This window comes from Gemmiger formicilis (assembly GCF_016900095.1).
Classification (GTDB): Bacteria; Bacillota; Clostridia; order Oscillospirales; family Ruminococcaceae; genus Gemmiger; species Gemmiger formicilis_A.
In genome coordinates this window covers 1-19,323 of sequence record NZ_JACJJP010000042.1, presented here as the reverse complement: position 1 = coordinate 19,323, position 19,323 = coordinate 1, and the positions used below count along the sequence as shown (strand labels likewise).

Genomic DNA, 19,323 nt, shown 5'->3' with positions numbered 1-19,323 from the left:
GCCCGGCCCTGCGCCTCAGCCGCCCCCCGCCCGTGCGAAAGTTTCCCCCCGCCGGGTGCGTCCGGTCCGTTCTCAGCCGGAACCCGACCCTGTCAAACGCCTGCGCCGCACCTCTGCGGGTTCGCGTCCCGTTTCCCAGGAATTGGACGATGCCATCGACCGCCTGGACAAACAGAAATAATACATACAACAGGCCGTGGCCGCCTCATGACGGCCGCGGCTTTTCTTGTGGGAGAATACCGCCATGTCCATGCCCAACATCCTGCAATCCGTCACAAAAACCGCCCGTCGTGCCCGTCAGACCCTGGCTGCCCAGCCGCCCCTTGCCCGCTGGCTGGTATATGGTGCTCTGCTGTTGGTGGGCATCCTGGCCGGCGGCGCCGTCACGGCCTACGGCGGCCTGCTTCTGGTGCTGCTCTTGTGGGCACTGTGTACCGGCACCCTCTGGCTGCTGCTGACCGCCGCCAGAAACGCCGCCTTCCCCGCCGAGCGCGGCAAGAAAGACCTGTTGTTCCGCCGCTGCCTGGCGGTGGGATCGGTGGTGGGCATCCTGGTCATTGCCGGGCTGGTATTCTACCGCCAAACGGTCTACGGGGAGGACGCCATCAACTATTATGCCAAGCAGAACCTGCTGTTCAACAGCTTTGCCACCAGCGGGTTCTACGGCGTCAGCAATCTGGCCGAAAACCTGCTCACCGCCGACTATAAGATGTTCATGAACCTGTTCATCAGCCTGCCCTATCTGTTGCTGCCCCGCACGGTGAACATGTTCATGGTCAGTTATGCCCTGACCTGTTTTGTGCCCATGTGGACCGCCCTGCTGCTGGTGGCCAGGCGACTGCAGCAGGCGGTGGCTCCCGGCCTGTCCGGAGCACAGCGGGGGCTTTACTATCTGGTGTGTATGGCCGCCATGGTGCTGTGGCCCATGTTCCTGTGGCCTGCCACCCACGGTATGCCCGACGCCTTCGGCCTGACCTTTGTGGCGGTGATCCTGCTGCTGTGCGCCGATTACCGGTTCGATACCCTGGAATGGCCCCGGCTGCTGGCTCTGTTTGCCGCCACCTTTGCCCTCATCCTCACCCGCCGGTGGTATATGTTCTGGGTGGTGGCCTTCTATCTGTGCTACGCTCTGGCCGTGCTGGCGGGCGCCGCCTGCCGGGGAGTGTTCCGCCGGGTGTTGGGCAACCTGCTGCGCTTCGGTCTGCCCTCGGTGGTGGTCATTCTGGTGGTGCTGCTGCCCACCTTCCGCACCATCCTGTCCACCGACTACGCCGATATCTATGGCGCCTACTACGGCGGGGGCTTTGTGCAGAACTGCCTTGGCCAGCTGAAAACCCAGGGCATCCTCTGGCTGCTGGTCTTTTTGGCGGGCCTGGTTCGGCTGCTGGGCCGCAAGGCCACCCGGGGCCCGGTGCTGGTCACCGGCCTGACCTCGCTGCTGGCCATGGTTCTCTTTACCCGCACCCAGTCCCTGGGGGACCACCAGAGCCTGATCCTGGCCCCGCTCTACCTGTTGGGCCTGTTCGGCGCGGCAATTTCGGTGTGCGCCGTGTCCAAAACCTGGGCTGCCCGGGGCGGTGCGGCGGTGCTGACCGTCTTTTTCGCCCTTAACACCGGCAACGCTTTGCGCCTGCCCGGGGCCAACGCCGCCACCATTCTGCTCAGCGGGGATAGCCTGGACCTGACCCGGCGCACCGACCTGGATGCCATGAAGGCCGTCACCGACTTTGTGCTGGACAACTGCACCGAGGAGGACACCGTCTATATCAATATGGATACCGACGGCTACAGCGGTTCCACCTTCGCCTACAGCGACCCGGCCCATCCTCAGCTGCAAAGCATGATCCTGTGGGAGAACAGTGTGCCTTCCACCCACGGATTTCCCACCGGCATCTGGTCATCCAAGTATGTGATGGTCACCGATAAGCTGGAGGAAGGCGGCCTGGTGGGAGCGGTGAACGTGGCCCTGCGCACCCAGACCCCCAGCAGCACCCATTACAGCTATGTGACCGAATTTCCCCTGCAGGATGGCATCGTGCTCTATTGTTATGAGCGGGTATCTCCGCCGGATGAAGCCGAAGCCGACTATTTCAAGCAGGTCTTTGCGGAGTACGACGCCCGCTGGCCGGAACTGTTCAGCCAGCGCATTGATGCGTATATGGCGGGCCAGGCCTGAAAACGAGAACCGGCTTGATACCGAATCGTAACTTGTTTTTGCCATTCCCTTGACGAAAGCACGTCTGCATGGTATATTTATAGGCAGAGTATCTTGGCTGATCGGGGTTTGCCCCATGGATTCCGGCAAGTTGGTTGCCGTATTGGTTTGAACGCAGCGGCCCGTGATAAGATGGACCGCTCAGTTGGCTGTGCGCCTGCGTTCCAAAAAGGAGGTCAGCTTCCCATTGAAGCGTTTTCTTTGCGTGGTTCTGATTGCCGCGCTGATGGTATTTTGTGCCGCCTGCGGCAGTGATCTGCTTTCGAGCGAACCGGAAGCCACCGCTGCTCCCACGGCGTCTTCGTCCCGCAATGTCCGCAGCGAACCGGTCAAGGTGACCGAGACCTATGCCAATGCGGACAACGTCACCGGTACACCTGCGGTGACCGAACCCCAGACCACCGAAACCGCGGTGGACACCCCCGAAACGGGAGATTTCCCGGTGGTGTATTTTGCCGGGGTGCTGGGCTTGATTCTGGTCTGTTCCGCCGGGCTGCTCATGCTGCGGCGTATCTGATCGCAACCTGGATCGTCAGGGGCGCGCACGGCGCGTTTGCCGGGCCGGTTTTTGCCGGGCGGCAGGCACGCGGTGGGCGCCCTGTTTCGTTTTGTACCTTGGCCGTAAGGAGGTCTGTTCCCCCATGCCCCGCAAACAACGCTACCGCCGCCTGCAGGGCGACAGCGCCTACTATCCCTTCGGCGCCCGCAAGTTCCTGCGCCAGAAACAGCGCCGCCATGCCCGCCTGCTGCGTTGGTGCGGTATCCTGCTGCTGTGTGCGGCGGCGGCGCTGATCATCCGCCAGACGATGTTCCGGGGCGGTCAGCCCACCCCGCCGCCGGCGGTGGCCACCGCCGAGACGGCGGCCATATCCACGGCGGAATCGGCTCCCCGGCCCACGGTGGCGGTGCGCCCGGCCACCGTGGATGCGCTGGCAGGGCAGGGAACCGCCAGCCCCGCCACACCGGAACAGGCCCAGCCCACCCCGTCACCGCTGCCCCAGGCGCAGGTACTGCCCCAGTACCGGGACCTGTATGAACAAAACGGCGACATGGTGGGATGGCTGCGCATTGACGGCACCGACATCGATTACCCCGTCATGCAGACGCCGGGAGACAACGAATATTACCTGCGCCGCGGATTCGATAAGCTGTATGCCACCTCCGGATCACTGTTTCTGGACGAGCGCTGCAGCCTGGGGCCGGACGCCACTGCCAACTGGCTGATCTACGGCCATAACATGAGCGACGGCAGCATGCTGGGACAGCTGGACCGGTACGCGGACCCGGATTTTTACGCCGAGCACCCCACCTTCACCTTCGACACCCTCACCACCCCGGGCACCTGGCAGGTGGTGGCGGTGATCCGCACAAAACTGGGGGCGGACGAACTGCCCTATTACACCTTCTTTGATGCGCAAGACCGGGCCACCTGGCAGCGCCGGGTGGATGCCATTCTGGACCTGGCCTTGTATGATACGGGGGTGACACCGGAATACGGGGATCAGCTGCTGACCCTGTCCACCTGCGGCACGTCCAGCTTTTACACCGACGAACGATTTGCGGTTCTGGCTGTGCGGACCGAGTAACGCCTCTTGCTTTTTGAGCGTGAATCCGCTATGATGATAACGTTATAAATTCAACCCGAAAAGGAGCCAAACAAAATGGCAGAATTCAAGTATGAGATTACCGAGCGCATTGCGGTGCTGTCCACCAACGCCAGCGGCTGGGAACGTCAGCTGAACATGGTCAGCTGGAACGGCAAGGAGCCCAAGTACGACCTGCGTGACTGGGCGCCGGACGGCAGCAAGATGGGCAAAGGCATCAGCATGACCAAGGAGGAATTGGTCACCCTGAAGGGCATCCTGGAAGAGATGGATCTGTAATGGAAGACTATCGCCAGCAGTTTATCGACCTGTACAACCAGCATATCACCCGCCCCGGCGCCGACCGCCTGCTGAAATGGCTGGACGGTACCGACTTTTTCCGTGCGCCCGCCTCCACCAAGTTTCACGGTGCCTGTGAGCACGGCCTGGTGATGCACAGCATCAATGTGTACAACGCCATGATGCAGCATTTCTTCACCGAGGGGGATAACCCCGAAACCTTTGCGGTGTGCGCCTTGCTGCATGATGTGTGCAAGGCCAACTTTTATAAGGTGGGCAGCCGCAACGTCAAGAACGACGCCACCGGCCAGTGGGAGAAGGTTCCCTTCTACCAGGTGGCCGACCAGCTGCCCTACGGCCACGGGGAAAAGAGCGTGTACCTGATCGAGCACTTCATGCGGCTGAAAACCGACGAGGCCATTGCCATCCGCTGGCACATGGGTGGGTTTGACGACGCGGTGCGGGGCGGCAGTTACGCCATCAGCGATGCGTATAACCGGTATCCGCTGGCGGTCAAGCTGCACACCGCCGACCTGATTGCCACCTACCTGATGGAACAGGGCACCAGTCAGGTGGAAAATGGTCATTGATCCAGAAGTAAGACACCCCGGTATCCGGATTTTCCGGATGCCGGGGTGTTTTGTTTATGGCTGCGTCACACGGCGGAATGATTTTGAAAGCAACGGCGGATTCTCGTTGAAAATGCCGTAATACGCCACAGCCACCCCTGGTTTTCAACGGGTTTCATCAGCTTTGTGAAAAAAGTCGGCTTTTTGCACCTGAAATCCCGGTATATGACACAAACAAGGGGTAAAATTACCGATACAATAAAAAGGGCTATGTGCCTTATACTGTATGTGAATGACTTTTTTTAGAAAAAATCAGGAATTTTATGGGAATAGAAGCCTGGTTGACAGGCTGACTTGGCAGAAATTATACTGATACTCAACGTATGAATCGGAGAAAAAGGTTCCATTGGGACAGGTTTGTTTCCGTTGAAAGGGTGAATGGAAGGGAGACCGGTATGCATCATTGGCTGCGGCGTTTTCATGATTTGTCTTTGTCCCGCAAAATGGTTTTGGGATTTTCCGCCTTGCTGCTGGCGGTGTGCCTGATCATGTTATCAGCGCTCAACATTTCGTTTGGCATCTACGATGAAAATCTTTATGAAAAGTCTTTGCAATCGCTGGACTTTTTCTCTCGCCAGGTCAATGACGAGCTGGATAACGTGGAGAACTTTACCTATGAACTGGCCGTCAGTACAGACTTGCAGGCACAGCTTTCCCATCTGAAGAACATCCCCTTTCACACGGCGGACTATAGCTATGCACTTTATCAATTGCGGTTGTCTTTGCTGCAGGAGATACATACCCACACGATTGTTAAAAATATACGGTTTATTGATGTGAACGGGAATGAAACCCTTGTGGGAACCGACACCGGTCCCCTGGAAACCCAACCGTTTCTGGAAAAACTGCATGCAGCCAAAGGTGCTTATGTGGTGGAAAGCCCCTCTTTGAATTATCCGTATATGATTGGCGGCCGGGACATCCGCAAGCATATTGACTACAGTATGGAGTATCTGGGCAGCTGCATTGTTACCTGTGATGCCGCCAGCGTTATTGAAAGTCAGATCAATGCAATGGCGTCCTCCTACGGTTCCATGTATGTAATCTCCGGTGAAACAATGGTCTACCGCAATGCACAGGACGAACCGCCGGAGGTAAGCGGAACGCAGGGATACAAGATCCTGAAAAAAGAGGGGCAGGCGTACTTCGTTTGCTGGCTTACAGATGCATCCACCGGATGGCTTTATCTGAATGTATTGCCATATACCCAGATTTTTGGTCAGACCATGGTGCTGCGGTATATCGTCGTGGCGGTGCTTCTGCTCATCTTTGCGGCGGGGTGTCTGTTCATTCGTGCCCTGGCCCGTCTGTTTACATTACCGCTGGAACGGCTGAGCAATTCGGTTCAGATTGTGGAAAATGATAATTTTCAAGCAGCGTTGGCCGTGCTTCCGGACCATCCCTATAAAGACGAAACCGGTCAACTGACAAGTGAATTTCGGGTGATGCTGCAGCGCATTGATGCGTTGATCCGGGACAATTATAAAAAGCAGCTTCTTTTACAGGAAACCCAATACAAGATGCTCCAGGCTCAGATCAACCCGCATTTTCTGAACAATACCCTGAATACGGTCAGTTGGATGATTCGTGCGGGACGCAATGACGATGCCACCCGCGTGGTGATTGAACTGGGCCAGCTTTTGCGCGCCGCTTTGTCCAAAGAGGAGGAGATGTTTGTTTCACAGGAAGTGCAGCTTGTAAAAAGTTATATTGCCATCCAGAAATTCCGTTACCAGGGCAGGGCGATTTTTCGTGTAGAAGAAAGCGGCCGGCTGGACGCGTGGACCGTGCCCAAAATGATTTTGCAACCTTTGGTGGAAAATGCCATCATCCATGGTGTGGAGAACAGTCTCACGCCCTGTGAAATCACCGTAACAGCCCGGGAAACAGATGGGAATATTCTGCTGGAAGTACACAATACCGGCCCGTGTATGACGCCGGAAGAACTGGATGCCGTGCGACGCTTTGAAGCCAAGCCGAAAGGACATGGCATAGGCCTGAAAAATATCTACGACAGACTGCACCTGTATTTTGAAAGTTTTGAGTGGACGATTGAAAGCTCGCCGGAAAGCGGAACTTCCGTGCGGATGATCTTGCCGAAAAAGGGGGAAAAAGACCATGTGCAAACTTCTGATCGTGGATGACGAAGAGATTGAACGGGAAGGAATGGCCAACTTTATTCCCTGGCAGGAGCAGGGAATAAAGTTGGTGGGAACTGCCTGGAACGGAATCCAGGGACTGGAAATGATGGAAAAATATCGCCCGGATGTTGTCTTTGTGGATGTGAAAATGCCGGTGATGAACGGCCTGGAAATGATCCGCCGGGCGCGGCAGACCTTTCCGGACACGATTTATGTGATCCTGTCCGGCTTTGGGGAATACGAGTTCACAAGCCGGGCTATGGAAGAGGGCGTGCGCCACTATTTGCTAAAGCCATGTGATGAACAGAAAATCATGGAAGTGATTGCCAAAATCAAGAAAGAACTGCAGAAAAGAAAAGCACAGCAAAATCTGGCGCAGAATGCAAGGCTTCTGCTGCCGCATGCCAAGGCGCAGATTTTTTGTGATCTGCTGTTGGGACGCGCCCAGGCCAATGGAACCACGACCCAGTATTTTTTGTCGGAATTGGGAGGTGTGGACTGTTCGGTCAGACTGATTGATGTGCGGCTGGCGCGGGGATTTGATCACCTGGAACAATTTGTGATCGGCAATATGATGGAAGATCTTTTGCCGCCCAAAACGTTGCTGTGCACCGGCGGTATGGAAAAGGATACGTTTTTGCTGATTTCCGCCCGGGCGCAATCACAGTTGAATGAGGCTCTGGCACGCTTACAGACAGAATTCCGGCGTTTTGAGACGGCGCCGCTGCAAATGGCTGTAAGCGGGCAGGGCAGCCCGGGCAATTTGTCGGAACTGTACAATCAGGTTACCGAACTGCTGGCCTTGGATGAACGAATCCGAACCGGTGTCTTGTGGTTCGGCGAAGGTGCTTCCTGTCCGGGCGGAAAAACCATCTTTGATTACCGTGCCATTCAGGAAGCGAAAACCTATGATGCACTGCTTTTGGAACTCTGCAAAGGTGTGGCCAAGATGCGGCTTTTCCGGTATCCTGCGGAAAAACAGGAACGGCTTTTTACTCTGGCGTGGAAACTTCTGGAGGCGGACAAACCTGCACCGGAACTTACCTTGTGCGGTATGGCGGAAGCCCTGGCGGAACAACTGGGAATCCTTCCGGAAACGGAGGAGGATCGTACCACCCAACAGATGCGCAAGATCTACGAAAGCATATACCGGCATCTGGAAGACCCGGAACTCAATCTGCGAAAACTGGCCCATGAGTATCTGTATATCAGTGAAGATCACCTCAGCCGTCTGTTTGTCAAAAGGACAGGAATGCGACTGACCTATTTTCTGGAGAATCGTCGGGTAGAGGTGGCCCGGGCCCTGCTGGAATTCGCACCCCAGACAACCAACGCCTGCCTGGCGGAATTGGTAGGGTATCCGCCGGACGGCCGGTATTTTGCAAAGGCATTCCGCAAGCAATATGGAAAAACCCCTGGCGAGTATCGGGAGCAGCTGCCGGGGAAATAACCCGGGATGCCGGTTTTCTGCACCATACTTCCCGGGTTTTTGCCTTTGTCCCTGCGTGAAAAAACAGTAGAATAGAATTACAGCAAAAGCATGCTTGACCCGAACAGCGAGAAGGACGCTTCTCCGTGGAGAATCTGAAAAGGAGCGAAACACAATGCGTAAACTTTGGAAACGCACCACGGCAATCGTTATGGCCAGCACCATGGCGCTGAGTCTGGCGGCCTGCAGCGGGGAGTCCGCTGCCAATTCTCAAGCGGGCGGTGATACCGCCACGGCGGAAGCCTCCTCCGCAGGAGAGGATATCACCCTGCGGATTACCTGGTGGGGCGGACAGTCCCGCCATGAGTATACGCAGCAGATTCTGGACAAGTATACCGAACTGCACCCCAATATTCACTTTGAAGCAACGCCTTCCGGCTGGGACGGTTATTTTGAAAAACTGGCCACGGATACGGCCACCGGCGCCATGCCGGACATTGTTCAGATGGATTACCTGTATGTGTCCACCTATGCGGCCAACAACTCTCTGGCAGATTTGACGCCTTATATGGAAGACGGCACCATGGATGCTTCCACCATTGATGCGGACATCCTGGCCAGCGGCAATATTGACGGAAAACAGATCGCCATGCCGCTTTCCACTTCTCTTCTGACAGTGGCATACAGCCCCACTTGTCTGGAAGCGGCTGGGGTAGAGGAACCTACCTCCGACTGGACCTGGGAAGATTTTGCCGCCATGTGCAGTGAAGTTCATGAAAAGACCGGATATCTCGGCACGTCCAGCGGCCCTGTGGACGATACCAACAACTTCAATTACTGGGTCCGCCAACACGGCGAACAGCTGTTTTCGGATGACAACAAGAGCCTGGGCTTTGAAGATGACCAGATCACAGTGGATTTCTTTAATCTGTGGAAGGGAATGATGGACGATGGTGCCGCTGCCGACCCCGATGAGTATGAGCAGCTGCTCGCGTTGGGAATCGAAGCCGGACCCATGGCTACAGATGAGTGCGGATACTATATAAACTGGAACAACTATACGACGCTGATGGCCAATGTAAACGATAACCTGAAAATGGTGACCCCGCCCCAACTGGAAGGCGGTGAGAACGGCCTGTGGATGAAACCGGGCATGTTCTTCTCGGTGGCCGAAACCTCTCAGTACAAAGAGGAGTGCGCAGCCTTTATTGATTGGTTTATCAATTCGGAAGAAGCAAACGCCATCATGATGGGCGAGCGCGGCACGCCTGTTTCTTCCACGGCCCGTGAGTATCTGATCAACTCCGGCAAGCTGACAGAACAACAGCAGCAGATGTTTGACTATGTCGATCAGGCGGCACCCCTGTGCGGGGATACCCCGGCGCCGGATCCGGTAGGTATTGCGGAAGTCAACCAGGCGTTCAAGGATGCGGCTTACAGCGTTTTCTATAACCAGGTATCCGCCGAAGATGCGGCGGCTTCTTTCCGGCAGCAGGCAAATTCCATTTTGGCGGCCAATAACTGATCCTACGGTCACGGGGGGGGGGGGACTCGCGTCCTCCCCCTGCTTTTATAAAAAGGAGGGCACATTGTGGCAATGCGGAAAGCAAAATCTTTACAAGAAACGCAACATTATTCCGCCAAGGATAATGCGGTGGGATATCTGCTCATGACCCCTTGGCTCATCGGGTTTATTCTCATGTGGGCCATTCCTGCCGGTATGTCCATTTACTACTCTTTTACGGATTATAATCTCTTGTCTGCACCGAACTGGGTGGGCTTTCAGAACTATGTGACGATTCTTACGACAGATACCAATTTCCGGCAAGCTTTGTTCGTGACGTTGGGATATGTGTTTGTCATGGTTCCTCTTCGCTTGATTTTCGCACTGTTTGTGGCCAATCTTTTGAATAAAAAGCATGTGGGCATGGCCATGTATCGGGTTCTGTACTATGTGCCCTCCATTATTGGCGGCAGCATTGCCGTTTCGGTTGTGTGGAAACAGATTTTCGGCAATCAGGGTGTCATCATGAGCCTGTTGGAACGATTCGGTATAGAGCAGGAGTATTCTCTTGTGGGCAACCCCCGAACGGCTCTTTTTGTGATCATCCTCATGGGGGTTTGGCAGTTCGGTTCTTCCATGCTGATCTTCCTGTCCGGTCTGAAACAGATTCCCGATGCCCTGTATGAATCTGCGGCCATGGACGGAGCCACACCCATCCAGCGGTTCTGGAAAATCACCATACCTATGTTGACCCCCACCATCTTCTTCAATTTGATTCAGCAGATCATCAATGGGCTCCGAATCTTTACCGAAAGCAAGATCATCACGGACGGCGGCCCCATGAACAGTACATTGACCTATGTGCTGTATCTGTACCGCACCGCATTTACCAATTTCCACATGGGCTATTCCTGCGCATTGGCCTGGATCATGGTCCTGATTATCGGCTTGGCCACAGTTCTGCTGTTCAAAACACAGAAGTCCTGGGTCTATTATGAAGCACAATAAGGGGGAACAACAAATATGGTCGGCGAACATAAAAACAAACGTTTGAGCGCGGTGTGTTTCCATGTATTCTCTCTGCTTCTGGGATTTCTGATGATCTATCCGCTGCTGTGGCTGTTGGCCAGCTCTTTCAAATCCAACGATACCATGTTCCACAATACCTATTCCCTGATTCCGGAAAGCTGGGACATCATACAGAACTACAGCAGCGGCCTGGAAGGCGTGGCAGGATACAGCTTCCTGCATTTCTTCAAAAATTCGGCAATTGTCACGGTGGTGGCAGTGGTCACAACCATTTTCAGTTCTCTGCTGGCCGCATATGCGGTTTCCCGCATACGTTTCCGCGGCGCCGGTTTTTGGTTCGGATGCATCATTATGACCATGATGATTCCCAGCCAGGTTATGGTGGTGCCGCAATATATTATCTTGCGTGCTCTTCATTTAAATGATACATTGGTAGCAATGATCCTGCCTTGGTGTTTCGGCAGCGCCTTTTTCGTTTTTCTGATTGTTCAGTATATGCGGGGTATTCCCCGGGATCTGGACGAGGCGGCCATGATTGACGGGTGCGGCAGAATTGGCATTTTGTTCCGTATTCTGGTGCCGGTTGTACAACCGGCCATTGCTTCGGCGGCCATCTTCGCTTTTTACTGGATTTGGCAGGATTTCTTCCAGCCGCTGATCTTTGTGGGCAGTCCCCGGAATTATACGATTCCTTTGGCGCTGAACATGTATACAGACCCAAACAGCTTCAACAATTACGGCGGGCTGTTTGCCATGTCTGTGGTTTCTCTTCTGCCAGTCATCCTGGTGTTTATCAAGTTTCAGAAGTATCTGGTAGAAGGCATTGCCACCGATGGCATCAAAGGCTGACATGGCCCGCCGCAGGCCTGCGCGGTATAAAAAAGGAGAGTCCTTATGAACTTGAACCGGAATACACGGATTGACTGTGCGGAACCGACGGCACCGGTGCAGTGGGCGGTGGAAGTCCTGTACCGTGACCTGAAGACGGTATGCCGCCCCACCCGAAAGCCCGGCGGTGTGATCTGCCTGCAGCAACACAACTGCCCGCCCGAAAGCTGGGAATTGGTTGCCGAAAAAGAAAAGCTAATCCTGCGTGCCGGAGACAATCGAGGGTACATCTACGGTTTGCTGGCCATCAGCCGGCGGCTTCTGGGGGTGACGGATTTCTGGTTCTGGAATGACCAGCAGTTTTCCCCCGTGGAAGAAATCCCTGTACCTGCGGATTTTTCCCTGGGCAGCCGTCCGGCAGCCGTGAAATGGCGCGGCTGGTTTGTGAACGACGAAGTCCTCCTGCACAGATGGCAGCTGGACGGAAGTCGGGAAAAGCCATGGGAAATGGTTTTTGAAGCGCTGCTGCGCTGCGGGGGCAACATGGTCATTCCGGGTACAGGGGAAAACGCCCTGCGGTATCGTGGTCTTGCCCAACGTATGGGGCTGGCGGTGACACATCATCATGCCGAACCATTGGGAGCAAGGATGTTCGGGGAAGCCTATCCGGACCTGGAACCCCGCTACGATCAGTATCCCGCTGAGTTTGAGGCGCTGTGGGCCGAAGCGCTGGAAGAACAGGGGAATGATGTGGTGTGGAATCTGGGCTTCCGCGGACAGGGGGACCGGCCGTTCTGGGCGGATGACCCTCGCTATGACACGCAACGGTCCCGGGGCCAGCTGATCAGCGCCGTGATCCGACGCCAGTATGAGATGGTACAGCAGCGCTATCCCGGTGCGGCCTGCGCCACCAACCTGTATGGGGAAATCATGGAACTGTACCGTGCCGGCTGCCTGCAGCTGCCGGCAGGGGTGATCAAGATCTGGGCGGATAACGGATACGGCGCCATGGTCAGCCGCCGGCAGGGAAACCATGACCCCCGGGTACCGGCCTTGCCCGCGCCGGAGGACGAAGGCCCCCACGGGATTTATTACCATGCTTCTTTCTATGACCTGCAGGCGGCCAATCATATTACCATGCTTCCCACATCGCTTTCCTTTGTGGAACGGGAACTGGAACGGGTACGGCACAGCGGGGCCAACGATTATTGGATCATCAACTGTTCCAATGTCAAGCCCCATGTGTTTACATTGGCCTATATTGCCCGTATCTGGCAGGAAGGCACCGTACCGGCGGAAACCTTCCTGACCGACTATACCTGCCTGTACTACGGTGCCCAGGCGCAGCAGGCCGCCGGGTATTTTCGCCGGTATTATGCCTCGGCCATTCATTTCGGTCCTCACGAGGATAACGTGGCGGGCGACCAGTTTGCCAATTACCCCGCCCGCCTGCTTGTCAGCCGATATATGCGGGGTGGCGCAGAACCGGAACATGAACTGGACTGGGCGGCACCTTTTGCCACGTTGGAAGAGCAGGCCAGGTGGTACCGGGATCTATGCGGGCAGGCCGTGCAGCGCTATGGTGAGCCGGAACCGGCTGCGTCCCCGCTGCTGGCCGACAGTGTGCTGTTGCAGATGGAAATTTACCGTCGCTGCTATGCCGGCGCGGTGCTGGCGGCTCAGGCCGTTCTGGATGGGCTGCATGGAGAATACAAGGCAGCCTTCCTGAAAGCCGGGGACGCCCGGGAGGAATATCTGGCGGCGGATGCCGCTATGCGCAGCCGGGAGCACGACCACTGGAAAGGCTTTTACCGGAATGAATGTCTGACGGATGTGAAACATACAGCCTGGCTGCTGCGCACCCTGATGGGATACCTGCGTAACCAGGGCGATGGCCCATACTTTTACACATGGCAGCGTGACGTGCTGTATACACCGGCCCAGGCCCGGGTGATGCTTATTACCAATATGGAAAATCATATGGAAGATCTGGAGCTTTATCGGGCCTTGCGCAAACAAAAGAATCAATGACAGACCATCGGATGACTTTTGAAGAAAAGTTATCCGATTTGTCTGTCGTCAGGGAAAAGGCAGGAAAAATCCCCCCTTACCTTTCAGAAAAGGAGCTGCTTTTATGGAAAAACAGACGATTTCGTCTTGTGCCACCGCCGATTCCGTCACGCTGTACTGGGAACCGCTGACGGATGCACCGGGCAAGTGTTTCTATCGCATTTTTGTGGATGGCTGTTTGGAGGCGCAGACACAGCACACCCATTATACAATGACCGGCTTGCAGCCCGGTACAGGGTATGGGGTAGAAATCCGGGTGGGGGAGACGGTGCTGGGAAACTGCCGGGCCGAAACCACACCCCGGCGGCGCCGGCTGGATGTAACCGGATTCGGAGCGGTGGGGGACGGAAAGACCATGAACACCGCTGCCATACAGAAAGCCATTGATGCCTGCGGCGGGGAGGAAGAGGTGTACATCCCGGCGGGCATTTATTGTACGGGCGCCTTGCGGCTCCACAGCAATATGGCCCTTTACCTGGAAACCGGTGCGGTGCTGCAGGGCAGTGAGGATCCCGACCTGTATGCCCCGCGGATCTGGTCCCGGTTCGAAGGTGTGGAGCAGGAATGTTACCAAAGTCTTCTGAATCTGGGCACCCTGGATCATGGGGCCGGGCCCAACTGCCGCAATGTCCTGATTTATGGTCACGGCACGATTTCCGGTGGCGGTAGAGTGCTGGCGGAAGAAACCATCCGCCGGGAACGGCAGCGATTGAAAGAGTATCTGGACCGGAATGCCGACCTGGTTGCCAGCTGTGAAAATGAAAATACCATTCCCGGACGAGTGCGCGGCAGACTGGTGAATATGAGCAACTGCGAAGATGTGCGCATAACGGGACTTACATTGCAGAACGGTGCCAGCTGGAACGTTCACATGGTCTACAGCCGCAATATCATCACCGACCATTGCGTGATCCGCTCAGCGGGAATCTGGAACGGCGACGGGTGGGACCCGGATTCCAGCGAAAACTGCACCTTGTTCGGCTGCCGGTTTGCAACGGAGGATGACATGGTGGCCATCAAGTCCGGCAAAAACCCGGAAGGGAATTGGGTCAATCGTCCCACCCGGCATATCAGAATTTTTGATTGCTCCAGCGCTTTCGGGCACGGCATTGCCATTGGCAGCGAGATAAGCGGCGGTGTGGAGGATATTAAAATCTGGGACTGCGATATAGCTCGTTCTTCCAACGGAATCGAGATCAAGGGCACGCCGAAGCGGGGCGGTTATGTGAGGAATGTTGTGGTGAAGGACAGCACCTTCCCCAGATTGCTCATCCATTCGGTCCTTTATAACGATGATGGCGAACCCGGTCCCCATCCGCCGCGGTTCAGCAGCTGTACCTTTGAACGGCTGGTGCTCACGGGTGTTCGACTGGAAAAAGAAAACACCGAAGAAGTCCGGCCCATTGAAATCGAGGGGTTCGATGAGCCGGGATACGAAGCGCAGGATCTTCACATCCGGGATTGCGTCCTTTGCGGACCCATCCACGAAGTGGTGGTCAACAACTGTGCAGGCATTTCTCTGGAAAATCTGACCTGCAAAGAACTCCTCTAACAGATGACCGGGACCGCACTGCGGTGCGCCGGCCTGTTCGCCTCCTCTTCACAGTAAATCCAAAAGCAAAACCCCGTGACGGGATACGTCAAGGGGAAAAATAAGAGGGGGACCCCACAAAACTTTGCAGGCAAAATTTTGTGGGGGAGAGGAGGAATGACGGAACGGTATGAGAAAAGCCCGGACATATGTCCGGGCTTTTTGAATGGAGTGTAGTCCATTCCGACGTGGAGCAGGTGAAGGGAGTCTCCCGCGGCCTAAAGAACAGTCCACCGGACTGTTCTTTGCACACTGCGGTGCGCCGGCCTGTTCGCCTCCTCTTCACAGCAAATCCAAAAGCAAAACCCCGTGACGGGATACGTCACGGGGTTTCACTTTTGGAGCAGGTGAAGGGAGTCGAACCCTCGTCCTCAGCTTGGAAGGCTGATGTACTAGCCGTTGTACGACACCTGCACGGTATTTGATATTATACCTGTACAGATGCCGGTTTGTCAAGTCGAAACCGGGAAATTCAATATTCCTTTTTTGTGTAGATCTGGGTGCTGATCTTCCAGCTGAGGAGAAACAGCACCAGCCCAACGGCCAGAGACCCTCCTGTGACCAGAAACAGAACGGCGGTTTCACTCAGTGCGGGGGCTGCACGGAAAAGGGGATCGGCAACAGTTTCAACGGTCTCAGAGCCCACGAAGGCAATGGCGATGATCAGGGCTATGGCCAGAATGACGCCGGACCGTGCCCGGACAGCGCCGATCTTATAGGAAAGAAGATAGCTCAGTGCATAATAGGCCATGACCAGGCCCAGGGTGATCAGGCACCCGCTCAGGTTGTACGCCAGATTTTCCGTCATATGCCCCTTGAACAGGTCGCACAGGGTCAGAAGGAATTCCACCAGTACAAACAGGCCGCCCATCCAGCCCAGGGCCAGCAGGTATTTGGCCCCCACAATCTGTCCGGGGGATAACGGCAGGGTCCGGGCGTAAGCGTCCCAATGACTTTGCTCATCAAAAACAAGGGTGGAGGTGGTGTACATACCGCCCACAAAGAGCAGCGCAAACAACATGAAGGGGGTATCCATGGTAAACGCCATGGCCGAATACAACAACACCAGCAAAATAAAATTCTTGCGGTATCCGGACCAGATGACCATCTGGTCTTTGTACAATAAACCGATCATGATAAATCCCTCCCGGAAATGCGGTTTGGATGGGGGACAATTCTTCTTGGCGGATATCAGAACTGCTTTCTTTTGTATACCAGGATGCTTGCCGCCCAGCTGGCCAGAAACAGCAGCAGGCTGGCCAGGCAGGCACCGCCAACCAGCCACCAGAAATGCCGGTTTCTCATCCATTGGGTCAGCGAGCCGTACTCCACTTCCATGGTCACGGTCTGTTCTGTGGCGGAATCCCAGATCTGGTCGGGGCCGCGGAAGCCGAAAAAGCGCTGGATGGTCTGAACCTGTTCCGGGGAGAGCAGCACCGTGACGGCCATGGCAAGCACGGCCAAAAACAAAATCAGAATCATGACAACGGTGCGTGCGCGTTCGCTGCCGTACCGGTAGGACAAAGGCAGGCTCAGCGAAAAGTAGAGCAAGGCCAGAACGGCCGCGGCCAGCATACCCACAAAGGCTTCCGCCATGCTCATGGTACCCCGGACAACCCCGGGAGAGAACAGAAAGGCAAACAGGCCCAGCACAAAACCGGCGGCAACGGCAAACAGCCCCAACAGATACTTGCCGCCCACAATGGCGGCGGGGGAGACCGGCAGGGTATGGGCATACATATCCCAGTGGCTTCTCTCGTCAAAGCTCACGGCGCTCTGGGCGTATACGCCCAGGATGAATACCATGGCATACAGCATAAAGGGCATATCCAGCAGCAGGGCCATGCCCAGATACACAACCACAAGCAAAAGCAGATTCCGCTTGTACTGGCTGAACAGGGTGCTCCAGTCTTTGAACCACAGCCCGCTCATTGTCCGTCCCTCCCGCTGTAAAAGCGCATGATGTCGTCAATGCCGGCGGGATCGCACACAGCGCCCGGCAAAAGGCGCTGCACCGTTTCCCGGCCTTTGACCAGGGTTTCGCACCCGAAGGCACCCTTTTTGGTAAAGACGGCCACCCCTTCGGGCAGACGATGCAGGTCCGCTTCGCCGCAGCGCAGCAGGCCGTATTCCTGCATCAGGGCGTCCTTGTCCTCGTGGAAGAGCAGCTGCCCGTGGTGCAGGTAGGCAATGGAATCGGCAATCTGTTCCAGGTCACTGGTGATGTGGCTGCTCATCAGGATGGAATGATTTTCATCCTGGATGAACTCCAGAAACAGGTCCAGAATTTCCCCGCGTACCACCGGGTCCAGTCCGGCGGTGGGCTCGTCCAGCACCAGAAGATCCGGCCCGTGGGACAGCGCCGTGGCCAGGCTCAGCTTCATCCGCATGCCCCGGCTGTATTCCTTCACCGGTTTGCGGGCGTCCAGCCCGAACCGCTTCAGATATCCGGCAAAGGTATCCCGGTCCCACCGGCCGCCGAAAATGCCCGCCATGCTGCGGCCGATCTGTCCCGCGTTCATTCCTTCATAGAAATAGGCGTCTTCAAACACCACGCCCAGCCGGGCGCGGATGCCGGTGTCCCGGGGATCTCCGCCCAGCAGGCGGGCCCGGCCTGCGTCCGGCAGGTTGACCCCGGTCAGAATCTTCAGGGTGGTGGTTTTGCCGGCACCGTTTTCGCCCACCAGACCCACAATGGTCCCGGCGGGAACCGTCAAATCCAGCGGTCCCAGCTGGAAATCTTTGTATACTTTCTGCACCCCGTGCAGTTCGGCAGCGTTGTCAGGCATGGTTCAGCCCTCCCACAAAAGCTGTAATGTCTCGCTCACTTCGGCCAGACTGATGCCGCCCCGGCGGGCGGCTTCGATGGCGTTCTGCAGATGTCCTTCCACCTGCTTCAGGCTTTCCTCCCGGTGCAGTTCGGGATTCTGCGGCGCCACAAAGCTGCCGCGTCCCGGCATAGTGCGGATAAACCCTTCTTCTTCCAGGTCCTCGTAAGCGCGTTTGGTGGTGATGACGCTGATGCGCAGCTCCTTGGCCAGCAGACGGATGCTGGGCAGTGCGTCTCCTTCTTTCAGTTCGCCGGCCAGGATCTTGTCCTTGATCTGCCGCGTGATCTGCGCGTAGATCGGCTCGCCGCCGGCGTTGGAGATGTAAAGCTCCATGGAGTCCCTCCTTCGGGCAGGAAGATGAACTGTTCATATCCTATATACACAGTATATACGGCGTATATACAGCTGTCAATAGTTTCCACAAAAAAATCTCTGTCCAACGGCGCGGCGGCTTTGCGCCGGCGGTGTGTTTCTGGTATAATACAAACAAGAAATGCAGCGCCCCGCCGGCGCAGGAAAGGACGTATCCGCCCATGAAACCCGACACCCCCTCCCAGCCTTTTTACCGCCGCATCCATCTGCGCCACAAGGAACGCCGGGCCACCCAGATCATGCGTGATCAGGTGGCAGCGGTCGCCAGCCTTCTGGAAATGCTTCTCTCGGTCATGGTATTGGTGGGGCTGCTGGTCAGCACCATCCCCATCGCCCAGGAGATGGTCTCTCTCTGGTTTTCGGACAACACCGATGCTTTCCAGACCTTTCTGGGACATGCCTTCAACCTGGTCATCGGCATCGAGTTCATCAAGATGCTGGCCAAGCACAGTCCCGGCAGTGCGCTGGAAGTGCTGCTGTATGCCATTGCCCGCCAGATGATTCTGGGCCACGGTTCGGCGGTGGAAAACCTGATCAGTGTGGCCTCCATCGGCCTGATCTTCCTCATCCGCAAGTTTGTGTTTGTGCCCAGTTTCGGCTCCACCATGCCGGACGGCCATACCGCTCCCGACCTGGCGGAAAGCAACCATCACGATGGTGACGAGACCTTCGGCTGAACAAAAAACAAAAGAAAAACACCCGCGGCGTCTTTCCCTGAACTGCCCCAGAATTAGTAGACATGAATAAAAAGACCCTCGTGTAGTGGGGACCTTAACAGGACTGGCGAAGCGTAAGCGGAGC

The 19,323-nt window shown here is 56.1% G+C and carries 18 protein-coding genes and 1 tRNA gene; 14 read left to right on the top strand and 5 right to left on the bottom strand.

Annotated features, from left to right (window positions below):
• From H6B15_RS14205 to H6B15_RS14145, 13 genes are all read left to right on the top strand, one after another.
• On the top strand, positions 1-181 hold a 181-nt coding region (locus H6B15_RS14205), incomplete at its 5' end, for a hypothetical protein (RefSeq protein ID WP_204648661.1).
• Between the two features lie 63 nt (positions 182-244).
• Positions 245-2,176 (top strand): hypothetical protein, encoded by a 1,932-nt coding sequence (locus H6B15_RS14200; protein ID WP_204648660.1) that lies wholly within the window; start codon positions 245-247, stop codon positions 2,174-2,176.
• A 226-nt stretch (positions 2,177-2,402) separates the two neighbouring features.
• Complete coding sequence (locus H6B15_RS14195) at positions 2,403-2,732, top strand: hypothetical protein (protein ID WP_204648659.1); 330 nt, start codon at positions 2,403-2,405, stop codon at positions 2,730-2,732.
• 124 nt (positions 2,733-2,856) lie between these two features.
• A complete protein-coding gene (locus H6B15_RS14190) occupies positions 2,857-3,801 on the top strand; it encodes a class B sortase (RefSeq protein WP_204648658.1) in 945 nt (314 codons plus the stop codon).
• A 75-nt stretch (positions 3,802-3,876) separates the two neighbouring features.
• Positions 3,877-4,098 (top strand): YdbC family protein, encoded by a 222-nt coding sequence (locus H6B15_RS14185; protein WP_204648657.1) that lies wholly within the window; start codon positions 3,877-3,879, stop codon positions 4,096-4,098.
• Positions 4,098-4,688, top strand: a complete 591-nt coding sequence (locus tag H6B15_RS14180; RefSeq protein WP_204648656.1) for an HD domain-containing protein — start codon at positions 4,098-4,100, stop codon at positions 4,686-4,688. The genes H6B15_RS14185 and H6B15_RS14180 overlap by 1 nt, the downstream gene beginning before the upstream one ends.
• Positions 4,689-5,122: 434 nt before the next feature.
• Positions 5,123-6,871 carry a sensor histidine kinase gene (locus H6B15_RS14175; RefSeq protein ID WP_204648655.1) on the top strand — a complete coding sequence of 583 codons (1,749 nt, stop codon included), beginning with the start codon at positions 5,123-5,125 and terminating at the stop codon, positions 6,869-6,871.
• The gene (locus H6B15_RS14170; RefSeq protein WP_204648654.1) at positions 6,846-8,318 is read left to right on the top strand and encodes a response regulator; all 1,473 of its coding nucleotides are present in this window, start codon (positions 6,846-6,848) and stop codon (positions 8,316-8,318) included. The genes H6B15_RS14175 and H6B15_RS14170 overlap by 26 nt, the downstream gene beginning before the upstream one ends.
• A 154-nt stretch (positions 8,319-8,472) precedes the next feature.
• Complete coding sequence (locus H6B15_RS14165) at positions 8,473-9,822, top strand: ABC transporter substrate-binding protein (RefSeq protein ID WP_204648653.1); 1,350 nt, start codon at positions 8,473-8,475, stop codon at positions 9,820-9,822.
• A gap of 72 nt (positions 9,823-9,894) precedes the next feature.
• A complete protein-coding gene (locus tag H6B15_RS14160; protein ID WP_204648662.1) occupies positions 9,895-10,809 on the top strand; it encodes a carbohydrate ABC transporter permease in 915 nt (304 codons plus the stop codon).
• A gap of 15 nt (positions 10,810-10,824) precedes the next feature.
• Complete coding sequence (locus H6B15_RS14155; RefSeq protein ID WP_204648652.1) at positions 10,825-11,679, top strand: carbohydrate ABC transporter permease; 855 nt, start codon at positions 10,825-10,827, stop codon at positions 11,677-11,679.
• 45 nt (positions 11,680-11,724) lie between these two features.
• The gene (locus H6B15_RS14150) at positions 11,725-13,689 is read left to right on the top strand and encodes a glycosyl hydrolase 115 family protein (protein WP_204648651.1); all 1,965 of its coding nucleotides are present in this window, start codon (positions 11,725-11,727) and stop codon (positions 13,687-13,689) included.
• A 103-nt stretch (positions 13,690-13,792) separates the two neighbouring features.
• On the top strand, positions 13,793-15,280 hold the full coding sequence (locus H6B15_RS14145) for a glycoside hydrolase family 28 protein (RefSeq protein WP_204648650.1): 1,488 nt from the start codon (positions 13,793-13,795) through the stop codon (positions 15,278-15,280).
• A 378-nt stretch (positions 15,281-15,658) separates the two neighbouring features.
• On the opposite strand, the gene H6B15_RS14140 is transcribed toward H6B15_RS14145, so the two are convergent.
• The 5 genes from H6B15_RS14140 to H6B15_RS14120 form a co-directional block, all read right to left on the bottom strand.
• Positions 15,659-15,733: transfer RNA gene (locus tag H6B15_RS14140), tRNA-Gly, on the bottom strand.
• Between the two features lie 58 nt (positions 15,734-15,791).
• Positions 15,792-16,454 carry an ABC-2 transporter permease gene (locus tag H6B15_RS14135; RefSeq protein ID WP_204648649.1) on the bottom strand — a complete coding sequence of 221 codons (663 nt, stop codon included), beginning with the start codon at positions 16,452-16,454 and terminating at the stop codon, positions 15,792-15,794.
• A 56-nt stretch (positions 16,455-16,510) separates the two neighbouring features.
• The gene (locus tag H6B15_RS14130; RefSeq protein WP_204648648.1) at positions 16,511-17,251 is read right to left on the bottom strand and encodes an ABC-2 transporter permease; all 741 of its coding nucleotides are present in this window, start codon (positions 17,249-17,251) and stop codon (positions 16,511-16,513) included.
• Positions 17,248-18,108: an ABC transporter ATP-binding protein gene (locus tag H6B15_RS14125; protein ID WP_204648647.1), complete on the bottom strand. Its 861-nt coding sequence runs from the start codon at positions 18,106-18,108 to the stop codon at positions 17,248-17,250. Before H6B15_RS14125 ends, H6B15_RS14130 begins: the two co-directional genes overlap by 4 nt.
• A 3-nt stretch (positions 18,109-18,111) precedes the next feature.
• Positions 18,112-18,483, bottom strand: a complete 372-nt coding sequence (locus tag H6B15_RS14120; RefSeq protein ID WP_204648646.1) for a GntR family transcriptional regulator — start codon at positions 18,481-18,483, stop codon at positions 18,112-18,114.
• A 200-nt stretch (positions 18,484-18,683) separates the two neighbouring features.
• Here H6B15_RS14120 and H6B15_RS14115 point away from each other — a divergent pair, with 200 nt between their 5' ends.
• On the top strand, positions 18,684-19,199 hold the full coding sequence (locus H6B15_RS14115) for a transporter (RefSeq protein WP_204648645.1): 516 nt from the start codon (positions 18,684-18,686) through the stop codon (positions 19,197-19,199).
• Positions 19,200-19,323: the final 124 nt, after the last annotated feature.